Here is a 22,748-nt window from a genome sequence, read left to right on the forward strand (position 1 = left end):
GCCCTGTCAGTCAGGCGATTTGTCGAACACATCGCTCAAGGTCGACCTGGAACCGGCACGGGCCAGTCCGCATCGAGCAAGCGTAGACCCGTTTCGGAGGATTCGAAAGGAGAGGGTGTGACGGGGTGCGACAATGCGTCGCAAAGGGGCGGGATGCTGCCGCATCGAGAACGATGCGGCAGAGGTGTACGCAATGCTTATTGCTTTTTGTCTTCAGTAATAAGTTTTTCTGTATTCAATCGGTGAGACAGGCTGTACACATAAGCGGCCAACAATTGCACTTTATCGTTGCCCAGCAGTTCGTTCTGCGCCGGCATGTGGCCTTGGCGACCATGGCGAATGGTCTGCTCAAGCTGCGTCAGGCTGGTGCCGTAGATAAATCCGGCCGGGTGCGTCAGGTTCGGCGCACCCATGGCTTCAGTGCCTTGGCCGGTTGCCCCATGACAGGCTACGCAGGTGGTGCTGAACGCTTGCTGTCCGGCCTGCAGGTCAGCCTTGCTGTCGGCCGGCAGCGGCAGGCCGGCCAGTTCGTGACGCACATACGCCGCGACGTTCTTCACCCCGGTCTCGCCGAGCACTTCGCCCCAGGCCGGCATCGCCGCCATCCGCCCACCCATGATGGTGGCCTTGATGGTCTCGGCACTGCCGCCCCAGCGCCAGTCCTTGTCCGCCAGGTTGGGGAAACCGAACGCGCCCTTGGCGTCGGAACCGTGGCACACCGAGCAGTTGGAGGCGAACAGTCGGCCACCCATTTTCAGCGCCTGCGGATCCTTCGCCACTTCTTCCACCGGCATGGCGGCGAACTTGGCGAAGATCGGCCCGAATTTGGCGTCGGCCTTGCTCATTTCCTTTTCCCACTCGTGGACACCGGTCCAGCCGTCCTCGTAGCCGGGCAGGATGCCTTTCCAGTTGCCCAGACCCGGATAGAGGATCAGATAGCCCACGGAAAACACCAGCGTGCCGGCGAACAGCATGAACCACCACTGCGGCAGCGGGTTGTCGTACTCCTCGATGCCGTCGAAGCTGTGGCCCATGGTCTGGTCGACGCTGCCCTTGGTCTCGCCCCGACGCGTGCCGATCAGCAGCCAGGTCAGGCCGATCAGGCTGCCGATGGTCAGTACGCAGATCCACGTACTCCAGAAGGTGGTCATGGCCGGGTACTCCTTGTTTCAGATGCGGGGGTAGTGTCGGGTTGCGGCTCGTCGGCGAACGGCAGCAGACGTGCTTCGGCAAACTCCGGGGTGCGCTTGCGATTGAATACCCACAAGGTCAGACCGACGAAGGCGACGAACACCACGACCGTGCCGAGGCCACGTATGAGGCCTGTGCTCATTTCAATGACCATGGCTCACCTCTTGCTCTTGATCGCAGTGCCAAGCACTTGCAGGTAGGAGACGAGGGCGTCCATCTCGGTCTTGCCCTTGAGGCTGGCAACCGCGCCGCTGATGTCATCGTCGGTGTACGGCACGCCGAGGGTGCGCATGGTCTTGAGCTTGGTTTCGGTGTGGCTGCTGTCGACCGCTTGCGTCACCAGCCACGGGTAGGCCGGCATTTTCGACTCGGGTACCACGTTGCGCGGGTTGTACAAGTGCGCACGGTGCCAGTCATCCGAGTAACGCGCGCCGACCCGGGCCAGGTCCGGACCGGTACGCTTGGAGCCCCACAGGAACGGGTGATCCCACACGCTCTCACCGGCCACCGAGTAGTGCCCGTAGCGTTCGGTTTCGGCGCGGAACGGGCGAATCATCTGCGAATGGCAACCGACGCAGCCTTCGCGGATGTAGATGTCGCGGCCTTCCAGTTGCAGCGCGGTGTAGGGCTTCATGCCCTCCACCGGTTTGTTGGTGACGTCCTGGAAGAACAGCGGGACGATCTGGGTCAGGCCGCCGATGCTCACGGCAAACACCATCAGCAGCATCAGCAGGCCGACGTTCTTTTCAATCGTTTCGTGTTTCATGGCGGACTCCTCAGGCCATCTGCGCGGCAGCAACGACGTCAGCAGGCTGCGAGGCCCGCACGGTGCGCCAGGTGTTGTAAGCCATCAGGAACATGCCGCTGAGGAAGATCGCCCCACCCACCAGACGCACGATGAAGCCTGGGTGGCTGGCCACCAGGGTTTCGACGAAGGAGTAGGTCAGCGTGCCGTCCTCGTTGACTGCGCGCCACATCAGGCCCTGGGCGATGCCGTTGACCCACATCGAGGCGATGTAGAGCACGGTGCCGATGGTCGCGAGCCAGAAATGCGCGTTGATCAGGCCGATGCTGTGCATCTGCTCTTTGCCGAAGACTTTCGGGATCATGTGGTACAGCGCGCCGATGGAAATCATCGCCACCCAGCCGAGCGCGCCGGCGTGTACGTGGCCGATGGTCCAGTCGGTGTAGTGGGAGAGGGCGTTGACGGTCTTGATCGCCATCATCGGACCTTCGAAGGTCGACATGCCGTAGAACGCCAGCGACACCACGAGGAAGCGCAGGATCGGGTCGCTGCGCAACTTATGCCAGGCGCCCGAGAGGGTCATCATGCCGTTGATCATGCCGCCCCAGCTCGGTGCCAGCAGAATCAGCGACATCACCATGCCCAGCGACTGCGCCCAGTCTGGCAGCGCGGTGTAGTGCAGGTGGTGCGGGCCGGCCCAGATGTACAGGGTGATCAGCGCCCAGAAGTGCACGATCGACAGGCGATACGAATACACCGGACGTTCGGCCTGTTTCGGCACGAAGTAGTACATCATCCCGAGAAAACCGGCGGTGAGGAAAAAGCCTACGGCGTTGTGGCCGTACCACCATTGCACCATCGCGTCGGTCGCACCGGCGTACACCGAGTAGGACTTGGTCAGGCTCACCGGCAACTCAAGGTTGTTGACGATATGCAGAATCGCCACGGTGATGATGAACGCGCCGAAGAACCAGTTGCCGACGTAGATGTGCTTGGTTTTGCGCTGCATGATCGTGCCGAAGAACACGATGGCGTAGGCGACCCAGACGATGGTGATCAGGATGTCGATCGGCCATTCCAGCTCGGCGTATTCCTTGGAGCTGGTGTAACCCAGCGGCAGGCTGATGGCTGCCAGCAGGATCACCAGTTGCCAGCCCCAGAAGCAGAACGCGGCGATTTTCGGCGCGAACAATTGCGTCTGGCAGGTGCGCTGCACCGAATAGAACGAACTGGCGAACAGCGCACAACCACCGAAGGCGAAGATCACCGCGTTGGTGTGCAGCGGGCGCAGACGGCCGAAACTGGTCCAGGGCAAATTGAAGTTGAGTTCCGGCCAGACCAATTGGGCCGCGAGAAAAACCCCGAGGCCCATGCCGACGATGCCCCACACCACCGTCATAATGGCGAATTGGCGGACCACCTTGTAGTTGTAGGCGGTACTGATAGAAGTGTTCATGGTTCCCCATCCACGGTTCAGCCGAAGTGAGCGCGCGCAGAAAACGCCGCGAATCCTTCGTCTGGAGTTATAGGCAGACTAAAAGCGAGGCAAGCATGGACAAACAGCACAAGGCCAGTATTGACGGGGATCAATGGGCGCAGTGCGTGCGGGATCACGGGTGGCTTTGGGATGCAGCGTCGGGCGAGGCTTCGGCGACATTGATCCTGGCCCATGGGGCGGGTGCGCCGATGGACAGTGACTGGATGACGGATATGGCTGGGCGCCTTGCTGGGTTGGGCGTGAACGTGTTGCGGTTTGAGTTTCCTTATATGGCGCAGCGGCGTATCGACGGTAGTAAACGGCCGCCTAATCCGGCGCCGAAACTGCTTGAGTGCTGGCGCGAAGTGTTCGCTGAAGTGCGACGTCATGTCGCTGGGGTTTTGGCGGTTGGCGGGAAGTCGATGGGGGGGCGGATGGCCAGTCTCTTGGCCGATGAGTTGGGGGCTGATGCGTTGGTTTGTCTGGGTTACCCGTTTTATGCGGTGGGGAAACCGGAGAAGCCGCGGGTTGAGCATTTGGCTTGTTTGCGGACTCGGACGTTGATTCTTCAGGGGGAGCGGGATGCGCTTGGCAATCGGGAGGCTGTCGAGGCTTACGATCTATCGCCGAGTATTGAGGTGTTTTGGCTGGCCTCTGGGGATCATGATTTGAAGCCGCTGAAGGTTTCCGGGTTTACGCATTCGGATCATTTGGCTTCGGCGGTGGAGAAGGTTGCCGGGTTTCTTCGTTGAGGTTTGGTTTTGGGGTGTATATCCGTTGCTGCGGTTATGGCTGCTTAGGGTTCCGCCCTTACGGCGGGTCACTTTTGGCAAACGCCCCAAAAGTAACCAAAAGGTCTTGCTCCTACGTCCGGCCCGCTCGCTGAGGCTCGGGGTTCCTTCGCTGCGGGATCGATCCGGGGCGCAGCGCCTACGGTTTGCTTCGCTGCACCTCCTCTCGCTGTGTTTGGCTGCGCCAAACGGTCGCTGCGCTCCCACCCCCGGATCAATCCCTCCACTCAGCCTTCCGATGTCGCCCGTGGATCAAGATCAAAAGCGTGTGTCGGAAAAACTCAATCATGTACTTGAAGCAATCAAGGAAGATGTGATGTGGCCCGGGCATAAAGAAAATATCGGGAATGATTTTAACTATATGCTTGAGTCGATGAATTCAATTCACGTTTCACTGGATAAGCTTAAAGGAGTGTTTCAATCTAAGTCGAGGTTCGGCAAGGGCAAATAGCAGGCTGGGGTTGCAGCTAATTGCCGTCATGCTGGTTTTAATAGAGCAGGCAAAGTGCGTGCTCTATTTGTGAGGGCTAACATGAATTAATCAATGAGCCCCGAGGAACATCCTTTAACAAGGGTGACCAATCTCGTTCCGAATATCATATTTGAATTGTAAAAGTCATTTGTCGTGAGAGGCCCTTCCTTTGGAAGAGCTTTAGAAATATTCAGGCCGCCTTTTAATATGATTGAATATACGCTCTCGCCGGTGCTTCCTGGATTTATTATTTTATAAATGGCGTGCTGAAGGCCAAGATTTTTACAAGCTAAATCTTCCTTCGTGAACTGTTCACCAAACGCATTCATGAGGAAAAAATCTTCTAGTGAACCGTATGAGTTCTCCACCCATTCATGAGCACTGGTGTTTACTATCTCGCCATTCCAAGATAGCTGCCCCAGATACATGGTTGTTTGCTTTTCTCCGGAAATGATCAGTTGAAAACTTGGTAGGTATCTGAAGTCTCTTTCTCCAAATGCCTTGCAAAGGCCAAATAATATATTTCCTGGATTGTAGATATTGATTGATACTGTGGGGTAAGAAGGATCAGCCTCGATCTCACTCGCTAATGCATTGAAAAAGGATACCCATTTTTTACTTCCCATGAGTACCAGTAATACATCATTTTTGAATTTGCTCCAGCTAGGTAGGTATTTGGGTGAGGATGTGCTTTGTAAGTAATAATTAGCTCCTCCTTCAGTTTTTGCGAACTCGGATATAAGCTGGTAATCAGATAAAAGCTCAATATTTTTTTGATAGCGACCACTGCGAAATGCTACTGAAATTGACCATCCAGATTCCTCCATTAGCTTGAGCTTTTCAGGGTGGCCTATTTCCACAGTGTCATGTCCTCGAATTTCCTCCATCATTGCACAGAGAAAATTTTCATCAGGGTCATCTAAGTATTCATCCCAGTTCAGAGTCTGCATGATACGTTTTGCTTCTTCACTTTCAAGATTTGAAATTGGTGAGGAAAAACCAAAATATAGACCATACGGATAGATGACTTTATTATTTTTTTCTTTGTGGTCTGCTGTCAATATTACAAAGTCTGATAATTGTGAATGACACGCAGCTTTTGCAACAATTTTGATTCCATCATTTCTTTTTTCGATATTTTCATAAAGTATAAGGCTTTGTTGTCTGCTGATAGAGAGTCCCTGTTCTACATGAATTGGGGTGAATATAGTGCAGCTAACAACCTCGCCAGAGTCAGTTGCTGATATTGTATATCCCGTCGTAGGGACTTCGCATATTTTCTGGTACTCGGAAAATGGAATGGATAACTCGTTCCATTCTGTTGATACTAGCAGGGCTCGTATTTTTTCAGATGGAATTCCCAAGGACGATCGAAGTAAGGCCACGTATTTTGTAAGTTCGTGCAAAGCTGCTCTAGCAGCTTGATCGCTTCTTTTGATCTCTATTATTACGTAGTGGCCAAAGTTATCCTTTGCTAGTATGTCGATGCTTCCGTTTGAGCCGAAGTCATTTGTCAATCTATACTCCTTGCGGATAATAGTTAGGTTCGGTTCAATGATGTTGAGATTTAGTGCTAGATAATCCCTGATTCTCTCCTCAAGTCTATTCATTTTTTGCTGCCTCTGTTTACTATTGATAATGCCTTGGGTTTGTTGAGATGTAGATGGTTTTCAGAAGCTGTTGGTGGTCGATGCATAAAAACTCCTCAGGTGAGTGCGGATGTTCATGAGGTGTGAAAAGTTCGCAATATTTCAGGTTGGTTAACGTTCGTCCACTCTGGATATCTAAGATAGATCATTTATTTTTCTGTTTGAAACAAACGAATTTTAAACTAATTTTATACGAAAGGCAGAACCTGATTCACTCTGCTTCATCGGCAAAAAACAGATCGATGATCAAAAATGACTCCCTTTTCGCGAACTTCGACTACCGCTTTTTTCATATTAGATGGCTACGGTCCGTATTGCATACACAAGCTTTAGCTTCAGCAGGAGTCGTTCTGGCTCAGGTTGCAATGTTCCTTTTGCCTGCATCGGTAGATATGGCTCTACCAGAATATCGTCCCTCAGTTGCGGAAAATCTACCTGCCGCCCACTAAATTGCATCGTCGCCGCATACGGTTAGTTACTGCCGACGATGGCGAATTGTCGGTCTCCGTCGCCGTAGTGAGGCTGCAGGGCCGGCTTCGCTGAACTGTCAAATCTGTCCTGGCCAGTGACCGTGGTTGGTGTGGTACTCACTGGTGATATCGGAGAGTTCTGGCCATTCGGGGCGACTATTGTGTTCTACGTCTTCTTCGGTTTGGCTGGCGAGTTCGGTGGTGACGATTTGCATGGATGGTTTTAGGTTAATTGCGGCCGATTTTACTTGGCTGATTGTGTCGAACGAGCTGCTGGTGAATCGATTGCTGGACAGGCTCCATTTACAGCAGTATTCGTTGAGAGCTGCGAATAACGCCAAATCAAAAAAACCGGATAGCTCTCACCATCCGGTTTTTTGTTACCACCCATCCAATCAACGGTTAACCCGCCCGCCAGCGAGAAATGAGCCTGGGGAACTCAGCAATGCCGAATTGTGCTGCTCCGCAACAGGCAACTCGCCAGAGATCACAAATTCATCGAACGCTTTCTGTCCATCAACCACGGCTTGCCGGACATCAAGAAAACTCAGTTCATCGTGAACAGGTTTTTTGTCGTTCTTTCTGGTGGTGGTCATTGGTGTTTCCCGATTTTGAATTCTTAATGAGTGCGAACGATGGGGCCTGCTCCTTTGGTGCACAAGTCAGTCGATTCCGGTTTTGCTGTAGGTCGGGGAGGGCATAAACGCAATTTTGCGAGCGCGTTTAAAGTACACGAACCGTTACGCCATAAGGGCTACAACACCTTGCGTCGTTGCCTACGCGTACGCCAGAATCCGCCGGCTTACGCAGCTTGGAGAGGGCTATATCGTTTCCCTGTCACTGAGAAGTGACTGGGTTTGGTAGCCCGATTCGAGTTGTGGTTATTGCGACACCTTCAATGCTGTCTCTTTTTTGAGGTTCAGCATTTTATGGTGGGCATGCGTGGGGCTCATTCGTGAGCGCCGGGTTTCCCAATTCGACCGGTCTACCAACCCGCGCATGGCCGCCACCCGCCGTTTGGTAGCGAGGGTGATGGCTCCTATTTTTTCGAATTGGAGTTTTATTCATGTTCAAAGCCACACCCAATCCGCCAGAAACCGATCCAACCTCCAACGACCCCGCGCTAGAGTCCCAAAAGACAAAAGAAGCCGCCGACCGCGCACTCGACTTTTATCTCGGCCCCGAAATCCCGAAGTACTTCCCACCCAAGGCCCGCCCCATCTACATGGTCGATCCCACGCTCGATGACGAAACACTGCTCGTCGAAGCCTGCGAATCGCTGTCGTCAGCCAACGCCATGGCCGGCAATATCGCCAACTCGGTAAAAGGCCCGGAGCGCAAACCGCTGCTGGCGCTGCAACAGCTGATCATGTTGAACGAGTTGCTGGTGAATCGGCTGCTGGACAAGCTTCGGTTGCCGCAATAGTCGTCAATCGTAGGAATCAACAAACAAAAACCCCGGAAGCTTTCGCTGTCCGGGGTTTCTTTATTACCAATCCAATCAGCGGTTAAACCGCTCCACCAACGAATACTGCGTATTAGCCGTCTTCGTCAGCTCTTCACTCAACAGCGCCGAGTTATGCGCCTGTTCCGAGGTCTGGTCCGCCAGTTCCGAAATGTTGCTGATGTTGCGGCTGATCTCTTCAGCCACGGCACTTTGCTCTTCGGTCGCGGCGGCGATCTGGGTGGTCATGTCGGTGATGTTGGCCACCGCTTCGCTGATGCCTACCAGGGCCTGATCCGCTTCCAGTACCCGCGCGACACCTTCTTCCGCCTGGCGATGGCCGGCTTCCATGGTTTGCACAGCGCTGGATGCAGTCTGCTGCAGCTTGGCGATCAGGGCGTGGATCTGCCCGGTGGATTCGCTGGTGCGTTGTGCCAGTTGGCGGACTTCGTCGGCGACCACAGCAAAACCACGGCCCATCTCGCCGGCACGTGCGGCTTCAATCGCAGCGTTGAGCGCGAGCAGGTTGGTCTGGTCGGCGATGCCTTTGATCACGTCGACCACGCCGCCGATTTCGTCGCTGTCCTTGGCCAATTGGGTGACGGTCAGGCCGGTTTCCCCGACGACAACCGACAGGCGCTGGATGGCTTCGCGGGTTTCCCCGGCGATGTCGCGACCGCGACCGGTCAGGCGGTTGGCTTCTTGCGTCGCGTCAGCAGTGCGCTGTACGTGGCTGGCCACTTCCTGGGTGGTGGCGGCCATCTGGTTGACGGCGGTGGCGACCTGTTCGGTTTCCACGCGCTGGCGCTCCAGACCGCTGGAGCTGTTGTGCGCCAGGGCGTCGGACTGTTTGGCCTGATCGGTCAGGTGCTCGGCGGTGTCCTGCAGACGGGTCAGGCAGGTTTTCAGGCGCGCTTCCTGGCTGAGGATCGACATTTCCAGACGCGCCTGCGCGCCACGGCTGTCGGTGTACATCTGCGCGATCAGCGGGTCGGAGGTGGTCTGCTCGGCCAGGCGCAGCAGGCGCTTGAGCCCGCGTTGCTGCCATTGCAGGCCCATCAGGCCCAGTGGTACCGACAAACCGGCCGCGAGGGCAAAGCCCCAGTGCGAGTTCAGCGTCGCGCCGATCACGAAGCTCAGCTGGCTGACCAGAATGAACGGCAGCCAGTCCTGCAGCACCGGCAGCCATTTGTCGCTGGAAGGGATCGCCGACTTGCCCTGGTTGATGCGTTGGTAGAGCGCTTCGGCACGGCGGATCTGTTCGGCGGTGGGTTTGATCCGCACCGACTCGTAACCGACCACCTGATTACCGTCGAACACCGGTGTCACATAGGCGTTCACCCAGTAATGGTCACCGGATTTGCAGCGATTCTTGACAATGCCCATCCATGGCAAGCCTTGTTTCAGTGTGCCCCACATGTGCGAAAACACCGCGGCCGGCACGTCAGGATGACGGACCAGGTTGTGCGGCGCACGGATCAGTTCTTCACGCGAAAACCCGCTGATTTCGACGAAAGCGTCGTTGCAGTAGGTGATCACGCCCTTGGCGTCGGTTGTGGAAATCAACCGCTGCTGAGCCGGGAAAGTCCGTTCGCGTTGTGTAATGGGCTGGTTGTTACGCATGGTTTTTCAATCCGCAAGGCTTTGAAAGGTTGTCGGCGCTGACAGGAAATTATTGAAGTTTTTTTTCAGATATAAGTACGGCGTCGCAAAACCGCCCTTGCTTCAACCGGCCAGCATCGGATAGGTGAACAGCGCAAAATGCAGCAGGTTAAGCCCGAAATGCGTGGCGATCGCCGCCGCCAGCCCACCAAAACGGTAGGCCAGACCATAGCCGACCCCCGCCAGACCTGCCAGCAGCACCCAGTGCCAGCCTGCGCCCACATGCGCCAGGGCAAAGATCAGCGAGGCCAGCAGCAGGGCGAGGTTTTCGCCGTAAGGCAGGTGCTTGAACAGCCGGCTCAAACCGCCCTGTATATAGCCGCGAAACAGCGCTTCCTCGACCAGCGTCACCAACAGCAGATTGTTCAGCAGCCACAGCCACGCCTGATCGGGCCACTTCGGCGCCCAGGCAATCATGCCGAACAGAAGCGCTCCACCCAGCGCCATTACGGCGCTCAACGTCAGCCCTAGGACGCTGGCGAACACTGTCAGACGCAGCGAGCGTGCCGCGACAATCCACGGGCAGGCGAGCAACAGCCAGAAGCCGATCAGGGGTTTGTCCAGATTCAGGTACATCGAAAACGGCACGGCGTTGTCGGTGAAACGCAGCGGGGCGATGGCCCGGCCGTTGGCGAATCCTGGCAACCAGTGCAGCGCCAGCGACAGCGCGAGGAAGATGAACACGGCATGCCCCAATAGGCGCGCCACCGGCACCTGTTGTTGGCGCACGGCGAAACCGGCCACCAGCAACAGTCCGAAGGAGATCAGCGCCAGCCAGCCGAGTTGGCCAAAGCTCAGCGCCAGTCCATAACCGAGGCTGAGAAGTCCGAGATAGAGCCATGGCAAAGCTGTCATGGAAAGTCCTTGTGCACGATTCGTGGACTGGCTTTCTACACGGGTGGGGGCGAGGGTACAAGTGAAGTTGAGGCGAGAAACCGGGACAACATGCAGACCTGTGGCTGACGCAAAAAAATGTGGGAGCTGGCTTGCCAGCGATGAGGCTTGTACAGCCGACATCTTCATCGCCTGATGTACCGCCATCGCTGGCAAGCCAGCTCCCACAGGGATTCGTGCAAGGCTGAAAGATCAGCGCAGGTTCAATTTCACCGCCGCGCGCTCGGTGATTTCAGTGCGCAACTTCAACGACGGAGCTGCACGCTTGCGGGCTTCTTCAACAACTGCACTCGGCGCCGTCTCCGGGCTTCCGGAGCTGAACGGCGGCGCCGGCGCATATTCCAGTTGCAACTGAATCAACTGCGCCGCCTCGGCCCCCACCAGTTCAGCCGCCAGCACCAGCGCAAAGTCGATGCCTGCGGTAATCCCGCCACCGGTAAACAGATTGCCGTCGCGCACCACCCGGTCCTGCACCGCAATTGCGCCGAGTTTTGGCAGCAGCTCGTGATAAGCCCAGTGCGTGGTGGCGCGTTTGCCTTGCAGCAGTCCCGCCGCGCCCAGCACCAGCGAACCGGTGCACACCGACGTCACATACCTGGCCTGCGCCGCCTGACGCTTGATGAACCCCAGCGTCTGTTCATCCTCCATCAACGGCCCGACCCCGGCGCCGCCGGGTACGCAGATCACATCCAGATCCGGGCAGTCCTCGAAGGTTGTGGTCGGTTTCAGCACCAGCCCGGTGCTGGCGGTGACCGGGACCAGATCCTTCCAGACCAGATGCACCTGCACGTCCGGCAACGAGGCCAGCACATCATAGGGGCCGGTCAGGTCGAGTTGCTGCACCTGTGGAAACAACAGAAAACCGATCTGCAACGCCATGATTCTTCTCCGTGAAAAGGGGTAGACGGCTTCACTGTAGGCGCGTAGGTTTTGGCGCATACGCCAATCAGCCCACGAATTACGCCAAATGTCGAAAACCATCCACGTTCTCGCGTTCGCCAATGTGCAATTGCTCGATGTTACGGGCCCGTTGCAAGTATTCGCCTCGGCCAACGATATCGCCCGCCAGCAGGGTTTGCCTGCGCCGTACGCGCCAACAGTCATCGCCAGCGGCGGCGGCGCGGTGAACGCTTCCGCCGGGTTGGCGATGCTGGCCGAGCCGCTGCCGAAGCAGCCCAGCGATACCCTGATCATCGCCGGTGGCTGGGGTGTTTACGCGGCTGCCGAAGACGCTGAATTGGTGAGCTGGGTGCGTGAACATGCCGGTGGATGCCGGCGGGTTGCCTCGGTCTGCACCGGCGCGTTTCTGCTGGCGGCCAGCGGCTGGCTCGACGGTCGCCGGGTCGTCACCCACTGGACACGCTGCGAACAACTGGCGCGGCAGCACCCGCAATTGCAAGTCGAGCCCAATCCGATCTTCATCAACGACGGCCCGGTCTGGACCTCGGCGGGCGTCACCGCCGGCATCGACCTCGCGCTGGCCATGGTCGAAGACGACCTCGGTCGCGACATGGCCCTGGACGTCGCCCGACAATTGGTGGTGTTCCTCAAGCGTCCGGGCGGGCAGTCGCAATTCAGCGTGACGTTATCACTGCAAAAACAAGGCAACCGTTTCGATGATTTGCACGCCTGGATCGCCGAAAACCTCACCTGCGACCTCGGCGTCCCGACCCTGGCCGAACAGGCTGGCATGAGCGAACGCAGTTTCGTCCGCCACTACCGCGCCGACACCGGCCAGACCCCGGCCCGCGCCATCGAACTGATCCGCGTCGAAACCGCGCGGCGTCTGCTCAGCGACACCGGGCTGCCGGTGAAACGCATCGCCGCCAATTGCGGGTTTGGCAGTGAAGAAACCTTGCGCCGCAGTTTTCTGCGGACCATGGGCGTGACGCCGCAGGCGTATCGGGAGCGGTTTTCGGTCAGTGCTGGAGCAGATCCAGTAATGCCTTGAGGGTTTGCTGGGGCGCCTCTTCGGGAATGTTGTGGCCGACACCGGGCAGCACGCGCCTTTCGTACAGCCCGGTGAAGTGCGCAATGTCTTCATCGACTTCCGGCGCCGGACCGACCCCGTCGTCGGCACCGCACAGGGAGATAGTCGGCACGCTGATCGGCGGTTGTCTGATCAACGCGTCTTCCATCCATTGCAGTGCCGGATCGCCTGCGGCGTACATGAAGCGATGACGGTAGGAATGAATCACCACGTCCACGAAGTCCGGGTTATCGAAGGCCGGAGCGCTCAGCGGATAACGTTCGGCGTTGCGTGTCCAGGTCGGTGACCACAAGCTCCAGAGCAATTCACATAGCGCCCGCCGGTTTTGCGTCAGGCCCGCGACGCCTCGAGGCGTGTGGAAATAGTACTGGTACCAATAACGGTGCTCGGTCTCGGGATCCAGAGGCCGGGTCGAATTGGCGATGTCCTGCACGTTATAGCCATCCCCCGTCACCAACCCGCGCACCCGCTCGGGAAACAACGCCGCAACGATGCACGCTGCCCGACCGCCCCAGTCGTAACCGCAAAGCGTGGCGTGTTCGATACCCAGTGCGTTCATCAACTCCAGCAAATCCTGGGCGAGGGCTGCTTGCTGGCCGGAGCGCAGTGTTTCGGGGTGGTTGAAGCGGGTCGGCCCGTAACCGCGCAGATAAGGGACGATCACCCGATAACCGTGGGCGGCGAGGGCGGGGGTGATTTCATCGTACGCCCTGGGCGAGTAGGGGAAGCCATGCAGCAATACGACCGCGTCGCCGTTGGACGGGCCGTGCTGTTCAAAGGCAACGGTCAGGTTCGGTGTCAGTATGCGTTGAATGTCAGACACGGCAGACTCCACAGCAATTGGGCGTCAGGCAACACTAGACCATTCCGTTGTGGCGAGGGAGCTTGCTCCCGCCGGGTTGCGAAGCGACCCCATACTTAAATGCACTGCTGCGCAGGCCTGCGGGAGCAAGCTCCCTCGCCACAGGGGAAGCGTCACTTGTCGGCGTTGCTTCTTAAGCCTCGGCTTCCGCCACCTGATTGAAATACTTCGTCCGATCCGGGGTAAACGTCACCCGCATCTTTGTCCGTGAGCAGGTCAGCGAGCGCTCTTCAGCCAGATCAATATCCAGATCCTCGCCCCGCAAGCCCTGCCACTGAGCGAGGTATTTCAGCGAGCCGTATTTCTCGTTTTTCTTCAGGCTGCGGCTGACGCCACCTTTCCAGCCGAGTACCGGCAGTTCGCCGGCGAGGCATTGTTGCGCAAGGTCGGGGAAGCGGCTGGCGCGCTGGCGGCCGATTTCCCAGCACTTGATCAGGCCTTTGTCGGCGGCTTCCCAGAGTTGGGTGCGGGTCAGGCCGGTGCGCAGGGGCGTGGCGATGGGGCGGTGGACGTGCTGGGTCATTCTGGTTCCTTGAATTCGGGTTTTATTGGACAGCTCCGCTGTGCCCGTTGCGGTGGATGGTAGGGGGGGATGTAACAGCTGGCAACAGGGTATTTCAGGGTGTAAGTGCAGGTTGCGGGGGAGGGATTTGCCTGGGTGTTGTTTACAAGAAGCAGGAACAAATTACCCAAACTGTGGCGAGGGGATTTATCCCCGATCGACTGCGCAGCAGTCGCAAAGCCATGCAATGCGGTACTGCTGAACAAATAAGCAGGCAAAGAGCGGGGCCGCTGCGCAGCCCATCGGGGATAAATCCCCTCACCACAGGAGATCTGATCTGTTTATTTCTGTGTAGGGGTTAGCCCAGCGAAGCGTGCTGATGCGGCATATTTCCTACAGATACTGGCGAAATTACGGCTGCCACTCACCCTTTTCCCCACTCAAACGCCGATCAAGAAAACTCGCCGCACTGATCAACGCCAGATGCGTCAGCGCCTGCGGGGTGTTGCCCAGGTGCCGGCCATGGCTGTCGAACTCTTCGGCGTATAACCCTAGCGGGTTCGCATAACGCAGCAGTTGTTCGAACTCCAGATGCGCCTTTTCCACCTGACCGGCCCGGGCCAGGCATTCGACGTACCAGAACGAGCAGGCGGCAAAGGCGCCTTCGGTGCCGGTCAAGCCGTCGATGTTGGCGTCATCATTGCGATAGCGGTAAACCATGCCGTCGCGCACCAGCGTCTTTTCGATCGCTTCAAGGGTCGACAGCCAGCGCGGGTCCTTGGCGCTGACGAAGCGCACCAGCGGCATCAGCAGCATCGAACCGTCGAGCGCGGTGCCGCCCTTGTACTGGACGAAATGCCCGCGCTCCTCGTCCCAGAAGTTGTCCCAGATGTCAGCATAGATCGCCTGGCGAGTCTGATCCCACTGGGCGAACGGCGCCGGCAGCGAGCGTTTTGAAGCGAGCCGTATCGCCCGGTCCAGGGCCACCCAGCACATCAGTCGCGAGTGCAAGAAGTGATGCTGCTCACCGCGCATTTCCCAAATGCCGACATCCTTGGTCTGCCAGGTCTCACACACCTGATCAACCACTTCGCGCACGTGTTTCCAGCCTTGGTGGGAAATCGCGTCGCCGTATTTGTTGACCAGGTACACCGCGTCCATCAGCTCGCCGAAGATGTCGAGTTGAATCTGGTCATACGCGCCATTGCCGATGCGCACCGGTTGCGCGCCGCCATGGCCGCAGAGGTGCGAGAGTTCGGTTTCCGGCAGTTGCTGGCGACCGTCGATGGCATACAGGATATTGAGTTTGGTTGAATGACCATGGCAATCGCTGACCCGTCCGCGCAGCCAGCCCATGTAGGCGTTGGCCTCATCGACAAAGCCCAGGCGCATGAACGCGTAGACGGTGAACGAGGCGTCGCGGATCCAGGTGTAGCGGTAGTCCCAGTTGCGCTCGCCGCCGGGGGTTTCCGGCAGGCCGAACGTGGCGGCGGCGAGAATCGCGCCGTGCTTGCGCGAGGTCAGCAGCTTGAGCGCCAGGGCCGAACGATTGACCATCTCCCGCCAGCGCCCGCGGTAGTTGGACTGGCCGATCCAGTCGCGCCAGAACTTCAGCGTGCGCTCCAGGCACATTTTCGCACCGTCATCCTTGAAGCGCGGATCGTCGGCGCCACCGAGGACGAACTCGGCGTGTTGATTCTGTTGCAAACTGAAGGAAGCAACGGCCGATTCGCCATCAATGCGCAACGCCTGATCCGCCACCAGCCGCAACGACGGCTGACCCTCGGCGCTGAAAATCACCGATTGTTCATCCATCTGCGCCCGGGTGTTGGCGCGCGCGTAGTCATGGCGCACCGCGCAGCGCATGTGAAACGTCGCTTCACCGCTGACCACGCGCACCCGGCGCATCAGCAGCGGCAGATCATCGACGCTGTCGCCGATCGGCAGCAGGTCGGTGATTTCCACAACGGCCTGTTCGCTGAGCCAGCGGGTCTGCAGAACGTTGGTGTCCGGCAGATAGATTTGCTCGCGCCGCGCATCGGGCAAGTCCGGGGCGAGCTGGAAAATCCCCGCTTCTGGGGTATCGAGCAGCGAACAGAAGATCGACGGGCTGTCGAATTCCGGCCAGCAGAAAAAATCCACGCTGCCCTTGTCGTTGACCAGCGCGGCACTGCGCAGGTCGCCGATGATGCCGTGGGCGTCAATCGGGCTTTGTCGTTCAGAATGATGCTCAGCCATTGCCGCGAAACTCCGGATAAAGACTCATGCCGCCGTCGATGAACAGGGTGGTGCCGACGATGTAGTCGGCGGCGTCGGAAGCGAGAAACACCACCGCGTTGGCGATGTCCTCGACGTCGCCGATGCGCCCGTAGGGAATCAGCTCCAGCAGTTTGTCAGCGGCGGCGCCTTCGGTGGCTTGCTGATTGATCGCCGTGCGAATCGCCCCCGGCGCGATGCCGTTGATGCGAATGCGCTGCTGGCTGACTTCCTGGGCGAGGGTCTGCATCAACTGATCGACGCCGCCCTTGGACGCCGCATAGTTGACATGCCCGGCCCACGGAATGCGCTGATGCACCGAACTCATGTGAATGATCTTGCCGGCCGCGCGGGACACGCCTTCACGCACGCCCTGACGGTTGAAAATCCGCAGCGCGGCACGGGCGCAGAGAAACTGCCCGGTGAGGTTGACGCCGATCACCGTGTTCCAGTCTTCCAGAGTCATGTCCACCGCCGCGGCATCCTTTTGCAGGCCGGAATTGGCCACCAGAATGTCCAGCGCACCAAAGGCCTCGAGGGTCTCGGCGAACAGCCGTTCGACTTCATCTTCCTTGGAAATATCGGCGCCGATGGCCAGTGCCTGACCGCCGTCGGCGATGATTTGCTGCGCCAGCGCTTGAGCAGGTTCGGCTTGGCTGTGGTAATTGATGACGACGGCGGCGCCGGCAGCGGCCAGCGCTTTGGCGGCGGCATAGCCAATGCCGGAGCTGGCGCCGGTGACCAGTGCTACTTGGCGGGCGAGGGAAATCTGCATGCTCGAAATGCCTGGGTTAAGGGCTCAGTCAGCTGACCCATGGCGAGCTGCGAGAGTTCATCCGCATGCATGAAAAGATCGACACATTCAGACGTGATAGCGGCCACTGTGCCGGTGCCATTCAAGACTGCCGGAGACCCAGCTTTTTATGCCGGTCAGAAAACGCTGCAGCAGCGGCGATGCATCCGGCAGCACGGCTTGTTCCGCCGCTTCATACAGGTGCACGATTTCGTCATGAACGTGCGCACACTTGATCATCGCTTGTCGGGGCGTGCAATTGTGTTCGCGAGCCAGTAACAGCGGCAGATTGAAATCGCCGATTGCGGTCTGATTTTCCTTGTGTGCGGAATACAGATCGTTGGCGACGATCGTGGCGCTGGCGGCCAGCGTGGTCACGCGCCGCACCGCAGGGGCGCTATAAATGTGTGCTGGCAGTTCGTATCCGCCGATCACGTCGATCAATGACATGCAGGGTAGAAAACTGTTGGTCTGGCGTTGCGCGAGGTATTCCCAGATGGGTGGGGTCAATCCTTCCAGACGCCAGGCCGCTTCGGCAGTCATGGTGACAAACATGGCGATGATTTCGTGGCGTACCCTGGCCACTTGTACGGAAGATGCGAATGCCTGAACGCGGTCCATATAGGCGCGAAGCGCAACCAGTACCGGGTCACTGTTCAGCGCCTGATCAAGACCGCAACGAAAGCGAGAGGGCAGGTGCGCCGGCTCCAGTGCGGCCAGCGCCAGCGAAAGTCGGGGCCCTACCAGGCGCGGTTCGGAGCCGGTTCGCTCGTCATCGCAGTAGTAATCATCCACGGCAAACAGGGCGGCGATGCACTGTGCCGAAAGCAGCAGGCGATCGGGATCGTGAGTGTCGGTATGGCAAAGCATGGCGAAGCGACCGAACCCCATGGCGCGGACCTTTTCGAGTTGTCCCGCAAATATGCCGACCTCCTTGATCCATGGCATAAGCCGATCTTCGACAGCCTCGGCCAGCGCCGTATCAATCCGGAACGGCGCCGGACAATACAACGGCGGGACGGCCCAGGGTGATCTTGCGTTTTTCCCAAAAGCATCAGGCATTGATCGTGCCGCTGACGCATCGCGGGCGGCCTCGAACCATTGCCTTACACCCCCTGTCCCGAACTGCTCGAACATCCGGCGAAACCAGATCGTGAACTGCTCGGGTGTCTGTTCGATCCGTTCGGTGATCTCCTCCAGCGACAGCCACTCCCAACTTTCGACTTCCTCCGGATTGGCTACCGGATCGAGCTGGCTGAGGCCGGCAAACACGTGGTCAAATTCATGCTCGATCAGTTGATTGGACATTTGCTCGTAATAGAGCATCGAGGCGACTTTCTGCAGTTTGCACGTCGTGCCCATTTCCTCCTGCAGTCGGCGCAGGGCTGCGGCGGCCGTGCGTTCGCCAGGTCGAGGATGCCCGCAGCACGTGTTGGTCCATAATCCGCCAGAATGATATTTGCCCAACGCGCATTGCTGCATCAGCATCCGACCTTGTGAGTCAAAGAGCAGAATCGAAAATGCGCGATGGCGCAGTCCCTGGTGATGCACTTCCATCTTTGAGGCTACACCGGTCTGGCGATCCTTGGGCGATACCAGAATAAGCTGTTCTTCCATGGCAAGGCTCCTTGGCGCGTGCGCTACGGGATAGGCTCAAGAGCAGTTGCCCGTTCATTCAGGAGCGGTATGCCATTGAGTCAAGGCCTCATGAGAACTGCAATCGCATGCAAAGGCACCTGTAAAACCTGACAGGTGTGCGCGATTTTCGATTATTGGTTATGTGATTCCAGACGTCGGCGGCAATGCCATTGGTCTTGGGGAGAGATCCTCGGAGAGTGCCTGGAATCGCAAGGTGTCGAGTTTCGCGCCTTCACATTCCACCAACAATTCCCCGCTTCCACGCTCATCAACCTTTATGGCAACTTGGCGGCCCCTGATGAGGCTGTACCCATGGCAAACCCCTACCGCGAATTATTCACCGCCCCCGGCGCCCGTGCCTTTGTTCTGGCCGGGATGATCGCGCGCATGCCGATTTCCATGACCGGCATCGGCGTGATCACCATGCTCTCGCAACTCAAGGGCGGGTACGCACTGGCCGGTGCAGTGGCGGCGACGTTTGCCCTGGCCACGGCGTTTTGTGCACCGCAGGTCTCGCGGCTGGTGGATCGTTACGGCCAGGGCAACGTGCTGCCGCTGTCGGCGTTGATCGGTGGCGGGGCGCTGTTGATGTTGCTGTTGTGCACGCGTTTGCAGGCGCCGACCTGGACGTTGTTCATCTTCGCCGCGCTGGCCGGGTGCATGCCGAGCATGTCGGCGATGGTGCGCGCACGCTGGACCGAGATCTATCGTGGCCAGCCGCAATTGCAGACCGCCTATGCGCTGGAATCGGTACTCGATGAGGTTTGTTTCATCGTTGGCCCGCCACTGTCAGTGGGCTTGTGCGTGGTGGCGTTTCCCGAGGCCGGGCCGTTGGCCGCGCTGCTGGCGCTGGCAATCGGGGTGACCGCGTTTGTCGCCCAGCGCAGCACCGAGCCGGCGGTGCACCCGCAGGAATCACAGCAGCAAGGTTCGATCATTCGCTCGACCGACGTGCAATGGCTGCTGGCGCTGATGCTCGCCATGGGCATCATCGTTGGCGTGGTCGATGTGGTCAGCGTCGCCTTCGCCCAGCAGCAGGGCCAGCCGGCGGCGGCGAGCATCGTGTTGTCGGTGTACGCCATCGGTTCGTGTCTGGCGGGTATCGCTTTCGGCGCGATGCGTTCGACACTGCCGTTGCCGAGGCTGTTTCTGTACGGCGGCGTGGCGACGGCGGTGACCACGCTGCCGTTGTTGCTGGCGAGCAATATTGTCAGCTTGTCGCTGGCAGTGTTTGTCGCGGGATTGTTCTTTTCGCCGACGCTGATTGTTGCCATGGCGTTGATCGAGCGTATTGTGCCGCCAGCCAAACTGACTGAAGGGCTGACCTGGCTGGTGACCGGATTGAGTATCGGCGTGGCGATTGGCGCCGCCGGCTCCGGCGCGCTGGTGGACGCGTTTGGCGCGCGTAGCGGTTTCTGGCTGGCGATTGTGGCGGGGGCGGTGGTGTTGGCGTCGGCGTTTCAGAGCTATCGGCACCTGAAATAAGCCGGCATTGATGAGCTGTTGGGGTGAGGGAGCTTGCTCCCGCTCGATTGCGCAGCAATCGCAAGCCAGTCGGCCAGATTTCAGAAATCATTGAGACTCAGAGCTTGGGACCGCTTCGCAGTCCAGCGGGAGCAAACTCCCTCGCCACAGTTATCGATACCTTCAGGCGTTTGGTGGTGTCGGTCACCAACCCCGTCCCGAATTCACCCAGAAATTCACCGACAGTGACGTTGACACCGACTCCACCTGATGGAACCAGCCCTCCGGCAAAAACAGCAGATCCCCGGCTTCCAGCGTCACGCGCAGGAACGTCACATCGCGTGCTGCGGGAAAGCGCTCATAGTCCGGCGCGTCGGGGTTGAAGTCGCAGCCATCCAGGCCACCCTTTGGCGCCGTCGACCAGGTGCCCAGTGCTTCGCGGTGATGTGGGGCGGCGAGGGTGAACTGCTTCTGGCCCCAGACCTGCGCGAACAAATTATCGGTGTCGTCGCGATGCAGCGGCGTCAGCGTGCCTTTGGGGCCGATCCAGATCCGAGGCGGGATGAACAGCGAGGCATCGAAGTAGGGCGGGTACTTGATCTGCTGCAGCAATTGCGCCGGCAGGATGTTGTTGCCCATGTAGGCTGGCGGTTCGCCGTCAGCCCGTTTGACTGCCGGTTGGTCGAGTGAGGCAATGAACTCGGCCATCGACGTCGAGCGGAAATCACGTTCGGTGGAAAAGGTCTTCTTCACGTAATCGCCGTGGCGGGTGATGCCCTGCAATTCGGCGAAATGCACCAGCGACTCTTCACGACTGAGCTTGAACAGCGGCCAGTCCTGCAGGGCATTGCTGATCACCACCGGGATGCCGTTGGGCAAGTATTGGCTTTTGAATTCGCTGACCGACAACTCACTGCGGGCAACACGCTCGACGCGGGTCTGGACCGGTAACCCGGCGGTGAGTTGTTCACTGAAGCGCGGTGGGGTCGGGTAGCGCTTGTTCATGTCGATTTTTTGCGCCACGGCGCCACCGTGCATCGCGTGCTCGATGATCTGCGGCAGCAGCGTCGCCAGGCCCATGTTGCCGCCGATTTTCAGACGGCCGCTGGCGAACAGTTCTTCGACATTGACCCGGCCGCCCATGATCCCGAGAAAATCGCTCTCGGCGACTTCAATGGTCACGTCGGGGCTGGGGTGGCGTCCGGGCGCGGTGCGACTGCTGGCCTTGACCTCCGACCAGTAGGCCTGCTGCGGGCCAAACACGAATTGGAAAACGCCTTCGATGCCGACGGCACCGGCGTTGGCGAACAACTTGCCCAGGATGCTCTGCAGGTCCACGGTGAATCCTCGTTATTGGTTTTGGCCTGAACAGTTAACGAGCGCCTGTAGGCGCGATTTACCGGCGCGCGACTAATTTGCCGAGGGCGTAATCCGTTTCTCACTACAGACACATTTTTCGAGGAAAGCCGGGTGAACAAGCTGACCCTGCTGTGCCTGCCGTACTCCGGCGCCAGCGCCATGGTCTATAGCCGCTGGCGGCCTAAACTGCCGCAATGGTTGCAATTGCAACCGGTGGAACTGCCGGGGCGCGGTGCGCGTTTCGACGAGCCGCTGCACACGGATATGCGTGCGCTGGCGATGCAACTGGCCAAGGAATTGCGGCCCAATCTCAAGGCGCCGTATGCGGTGTTCGGCCATAGCCTGGGCGCGCTGCTGGCCTGCGAAATCGCTCACGCGCTGCGCGCATTGGGCTGTCCGGAACCGGTGGCGCTGTTTGCCTCGGGCACGGCGGCGCCGACGATGCGCGCCGATTACGATCGCGGTTTTGCCGAGCCGAAAACCGACGCCGAACTGATCGATCAATTGCGCACACTCAACGGCACCAGTGAAGAGGTATTGGCCAATGCCGAGCTGATGAGCCTGACCCTGCCGATCCTGCGCGCCGACTTCCTGCTCTGCGGCAAATTTGAACCGTTGCAACGGCCGTTGCTCAACTGCCCGGTGCATGTGCTGGGCGGCAAGGCGGATCGCGCGACCACCGAGCAACTGATCGGCTGGAGCAAGGAAACCCGCGGCAGCTTTTCGGTGGACATGCTCGCCGGCGGGCACTTTTTCATTCATGAGCATGAAGCCAAAGTGCTGAAGGTGATCAAGGATCAACTGGAAGGACATCATCGCCGGCATATCATGGCCGCAATCGCCTGAACGCCGTAGAACCTGTGGGAGCGAGCTTGCTCGCGAAGACGCAATATCAGTCAACATCTGTATTGGCAGACATGCCGCTTTCGCGAGCAAGCTCGCTCCCACAGGGTATTTCGCAGATCTGAAATTCCCTGCTCTACCTCCCGCCTGACACTTGTTCTCATTCGCTAATTTTTCCGGTCTGCATTCGTTTTATAGGGACGACGTGCCTTTGTGCTTCCTGCCTACTGATCCGGATGCTGAGAA

At 58.6% G+C, this 22,748-nt stretch carries 20 protein-coding genes; 5 read left to right on the top strand and 15 right to left on the bottom strand.

Going from position 1 to position 22,748, the window contains the following annotated elements:
• Nucleotides 1–197 precede the first annotated feature (197 nt).
• From ccoP to ccoN, 4 genes are read right to left on the bottom strand one after another with little or no spacing between them, the layout of a single operon-like run.
• Nucleotides 198–1,151, bottom strand: coding sequence for a cytochrome-c oxidase, cbb3-type subunit III (gene ccoP, locus GTQ41_RS09445; protein ID WP_217325485.1), 954 nt, complete (start codon nt 1,149–1,151; stop codon nt 198–200).
• Nucleotides 1,148–1,345 carry a cbb3-type cytochrome c oxidase subunit 3 gene (locus GTQ41_RS09450; RefSeq protein WP_041067875.1) on the bottom strand — a complete coding sequence of 66 codons (198 nt, stop codon included), beginning with the start codon at nt 1,343–1,345 and terminating at the stop codon, nt 1,148–1,150. Before GTQ41_RS09450 ends, ccoP begins: the two co-directional genes overlap by 4 nt.
• Before the next feature lie 3 nt (nt 1,346–1,348).
• A complete protein-coding gene (gene ccoO, locus GTQ41_RS09455) occupies nt 1,349–1,957 on the bottom strand; it encodes a cytochrome-c oxidase, cbb3-type subunit II (protein WP_003223389.1) in 609 nt (202 codons plus the stop codon).
• Nucleotides 1,958–1,967: 10 nt separating this feature from the next.
• The gene (gene ccoN, locus GTQ41_RS09460) at nt 1,968–3,392 is read right to left on the bottom strand and encodes a cytochrome-c oxidase, cbb3-type subunit I (RefSeq protein ID WP_047293096.1); all 1,425 of its coding nucleotides are present in this window, start codon (nt 3,390–3,392) and stop codon (nt 1,968–1,970) included.
• A 95-nt stretch (nt 3,393–3,487) separates the two neighbouring features.
• Here ccoN and GTQ41_RS09465 point away from each other — a divergent pair, with 95 nt between their 5' ends.
• Nucleotides 3,488–4,165 (top strand): alpha/beta family hydrolase, encoded by a 678-nt coding sequence (locus GTQ41_RS09465; protein WP_047293097.1) that lies wholly within the window; start codon nt 3,488–3,490, stop codon nt 4,163–4,165.
• Nucleotides 4,166–4,741: 576 nt separating this feature from the next.
• Here GTQ41_RS09465 and GTQ41_RS09470 read toward each other — a convergent pair.
• Together GTQ41_RS09470 and GTQ41_RS09475 are read right to left on the bottom strand one after the other, a co-directional pair.
• A complete protein-coding gene (locus GTQ41_RS09470; RefSeq protein WP_080963237.1) occupies nt 4,742–6,286 on the bottom strand; it encodes an endonuclease NucS domain-containing protein in 1,545 nt (514 codons plus the stop codon).
• Nucleotides 6,287–7,190: 904 nt separating this feature from the next.
• Nucleotides 7,191–7,391 carry a hypothetical protein gene (locus GTQ41_RS09475; protein WP_047291332.1) on the bottom strand — a complete coding sequence of 67 codons (201 nt, stop codon included), beginning with the start codon at nt 7,389–7,391 and terminating at the stop codon, nt 7,191–7,193.
• Between the two features lie 470 nt (nt 7,392–7,861).
• Here GTQ41_RS09475 and GTQ41_RS09480 point away from each other — a divergent pair, with 470 nt between their 5' ends.
• Nucleotides 7,862–8,221 (top strand): hypothetical protein, encoded by a 360-nt coding sequence (locus tag GTQ41_RS09480; protein ID WP_047291334.1) that lies wholly within the window; start codon nt 7,862–7,864, stop codon nt 8,219–8,221.
• Nucleotides 8,222–8,296: 75 nt separating this feature from the next.
• Here the strand turns inward: GTQ41_RS09480 and GTQ41_RS09485 are convergent, their stop codons facing one another.
• From GTQ41_RS09485 to inhA, 3 genes are all read right to left on the bottom strand, one after another.
• Nucleotides 8,297–9,862 carry a PAS domain-containing methyl-accepting chemotaxis protein gene (locus GTQ41_RS09485; RefSeq protein WP_003223402.1) on the bottom strand — a complete coding sequence of 522 codons (1,566 nt, stop codon included), beginning with the start codon at nt 9,860–9,862 and terminating at the stop codon, nt 8,297–8,299.
• Between the two features lie 102 nt (nt 9,863–9,964).
• Nucleotides 9,965–10,756, bottom strand: a complete 792-nt coding sequence (locus tag GTQ41_RS09490) for a CPBP family intramembrane glutamic endopeptidase (protein WP_047291336.1) — start codon at nt 10,754–10,756, stop codon at nt 9,965–9,967.
• 231 nt (nt 10,757–10,987) lie between these two features.
• Nucleotides 10,988–11,674 carry an isonitrile hydratase gene (gene inhA, locus GTQ41_RS09495; protein WP_047291338.1) on the bottom strand — a complete coding sequence of 229 codons (687 nt, stop codon included), beginning with the start codon at nt 11,672–11,674 and terminating at the stop codon, nt 10,988–10,990.
• 88 nt (nt 11,675–11,762) lie between these two features.
• Here inhA and GTQ41_RS09500 point away from each other — a divergent pair, with 88 nt between their 5' ends.
• The gene (locus GTQ41_RS09500) at nt 11,763–12,746 is read left to right on the top strand and encodes a GlxA family transcriptional regulator (RefSeq protein ID WP_047291340.1); all 984 of its coding nucleotides are present in this window, start codon (nt 11,763–11,765) and stop codon (nt 12,744–12,746) included.
• On the opposite strand, the gene GTQ41_RS09505 is transcribed toward GTQ41_RS09500, so the two are convergent.
• The 5 genes from GTQ41_RS09505 to GTQ41_RS09525 form a co-directional block, all read right to left on the bottom strand.
• Nucleotides 12,715–13,608: an alpha/beta fold hydrolase gene (locus GTQ41_RS09505; protein ID WP_047291343.1), complete on the bottom strand. Its 894-nt coding sequence runs from the start codon at nt 13,606–13,608 to the stop codon at nt 12,715–12,717. The genes GTQ41_RS09500 and GTQ41_RS09505 overlap by 32 nt on opposite strands.
• Nucleotides 13,609–13,780: 172 nt before the next feature.
• Nucleotides 13,781–14,170, bottom strand: a complete 390-nt coding sequence (locus GTQ41_RS09510; protein ID WP_047291345.1) for a hypothetical protein — start codon at nt 14,168–14,170, stop codon at nt 13,781–13,783.
• A gap of 390 nt (nt 14,171–14,560) precedes the next feature.
• On the bottom strand, nt 14,561–16,387 hold the full coding sequence (locus tag GTQ41_RS09515; RefSeq protein ID WP_047291347.1) for a glycoside hydrolase family 15 protein: 1,827 nt from the start codon (nt 16,385–16,387) through the stop codon (nt 14,561–14,563).
• Nucleotides 16,380–17,180 carry a glucose 1-dehydrogenase gene (locus GTQ41_RS09520; protein ID WP_047291349.1) on the bottom strand — a complete coding sequence of 267 codons (801 nt, stop codon included), beginning with the start codon at nt 17,178–17,180 and terminating at the stop codon, nt 16,380–16,382. Before GTQ41_RS09520 ends, GTQ41_RS09515 begins: the two co-directional genes overlap by 8 nt.
• An 87-nt stretch (nt 17,181–17,267) precedes the next feature.
• Nucleotides 17,268–18,815: a family 2 encapsulin nanocompartment cargo protein terpene cyclase gene (locus GTQ41_RS09525; protein ID WP_052912703.1), complete on the bottom strand. Its 1,548-nt coding sequence runs from the start codon at nt 18,813–18,815 to the stop codon at nt 17,268–17,270.
• A gap of 333 nt (nt 18,816–19,148) precedes the next feature.
• On the opposite strand from GTQ41_RS09525, the gene GTQ41_RS09530 reads away from it, so the two are divergent.
• Nucleotides 19,149–20,321, top strand: a complete 1,173-nt coding sequence (locus GTQ41_RS09530) for an MFS transporter (RefSeq protein WP_047291351.1) — start codon at nt 19,149–19,151, stop codon at nt 20,319–20,321.
• Between the two features lie 183 nt (nt 20,322–20,504).
• Here GTQ41_RS09530 and GTQ41_RS09535 read toward each other — a convergent pair whose 3' ends face one another.
• The gene (locus GTQ41_RS09535) at nt 20,505–21,638 is read right to left on the bottom strand and encodes a cupin-like domain-containing protein (protein ID WP_047291353.1); all 1,134 of its coding nucleotides are present in this window, start codon (nt 21,636–21,638) and stop codon (nt 20,505–20,507) included.
• A 180-nt stretch (nt 21,639–21,818) separates the two neighbouring features.
• On the opposite strand from GTQ41_RS09535, the gene GTQ41_RS09540 reads away from it, so the two are divergent.
• Nucleotides 21,819–22,505: a thioesterase II family protein gene (locus tag GTQ41_RS09540; RefSeq protein ID WP_047291365.1), complete on the top strand. Its 687-nt coding sequence runs from the start codon at nt 21,819–21,821 to the stop codon at nt 22,503–22,505.
• Nucleotides 22,506–22,748 lie beyond the last annotated feature (243 nt).

Source organism: Pseudomonas sp. AN-B15, from assembly GCF_019056475.1.
Classification (GTDB): domain Bacteria; phylum Pseudomonadota; class Gammaproteobacteria; order Pseudomonadales; family Pseudomonadaceae; genus Aquipseudomonas; species Aquipseudomonas parakoreensis.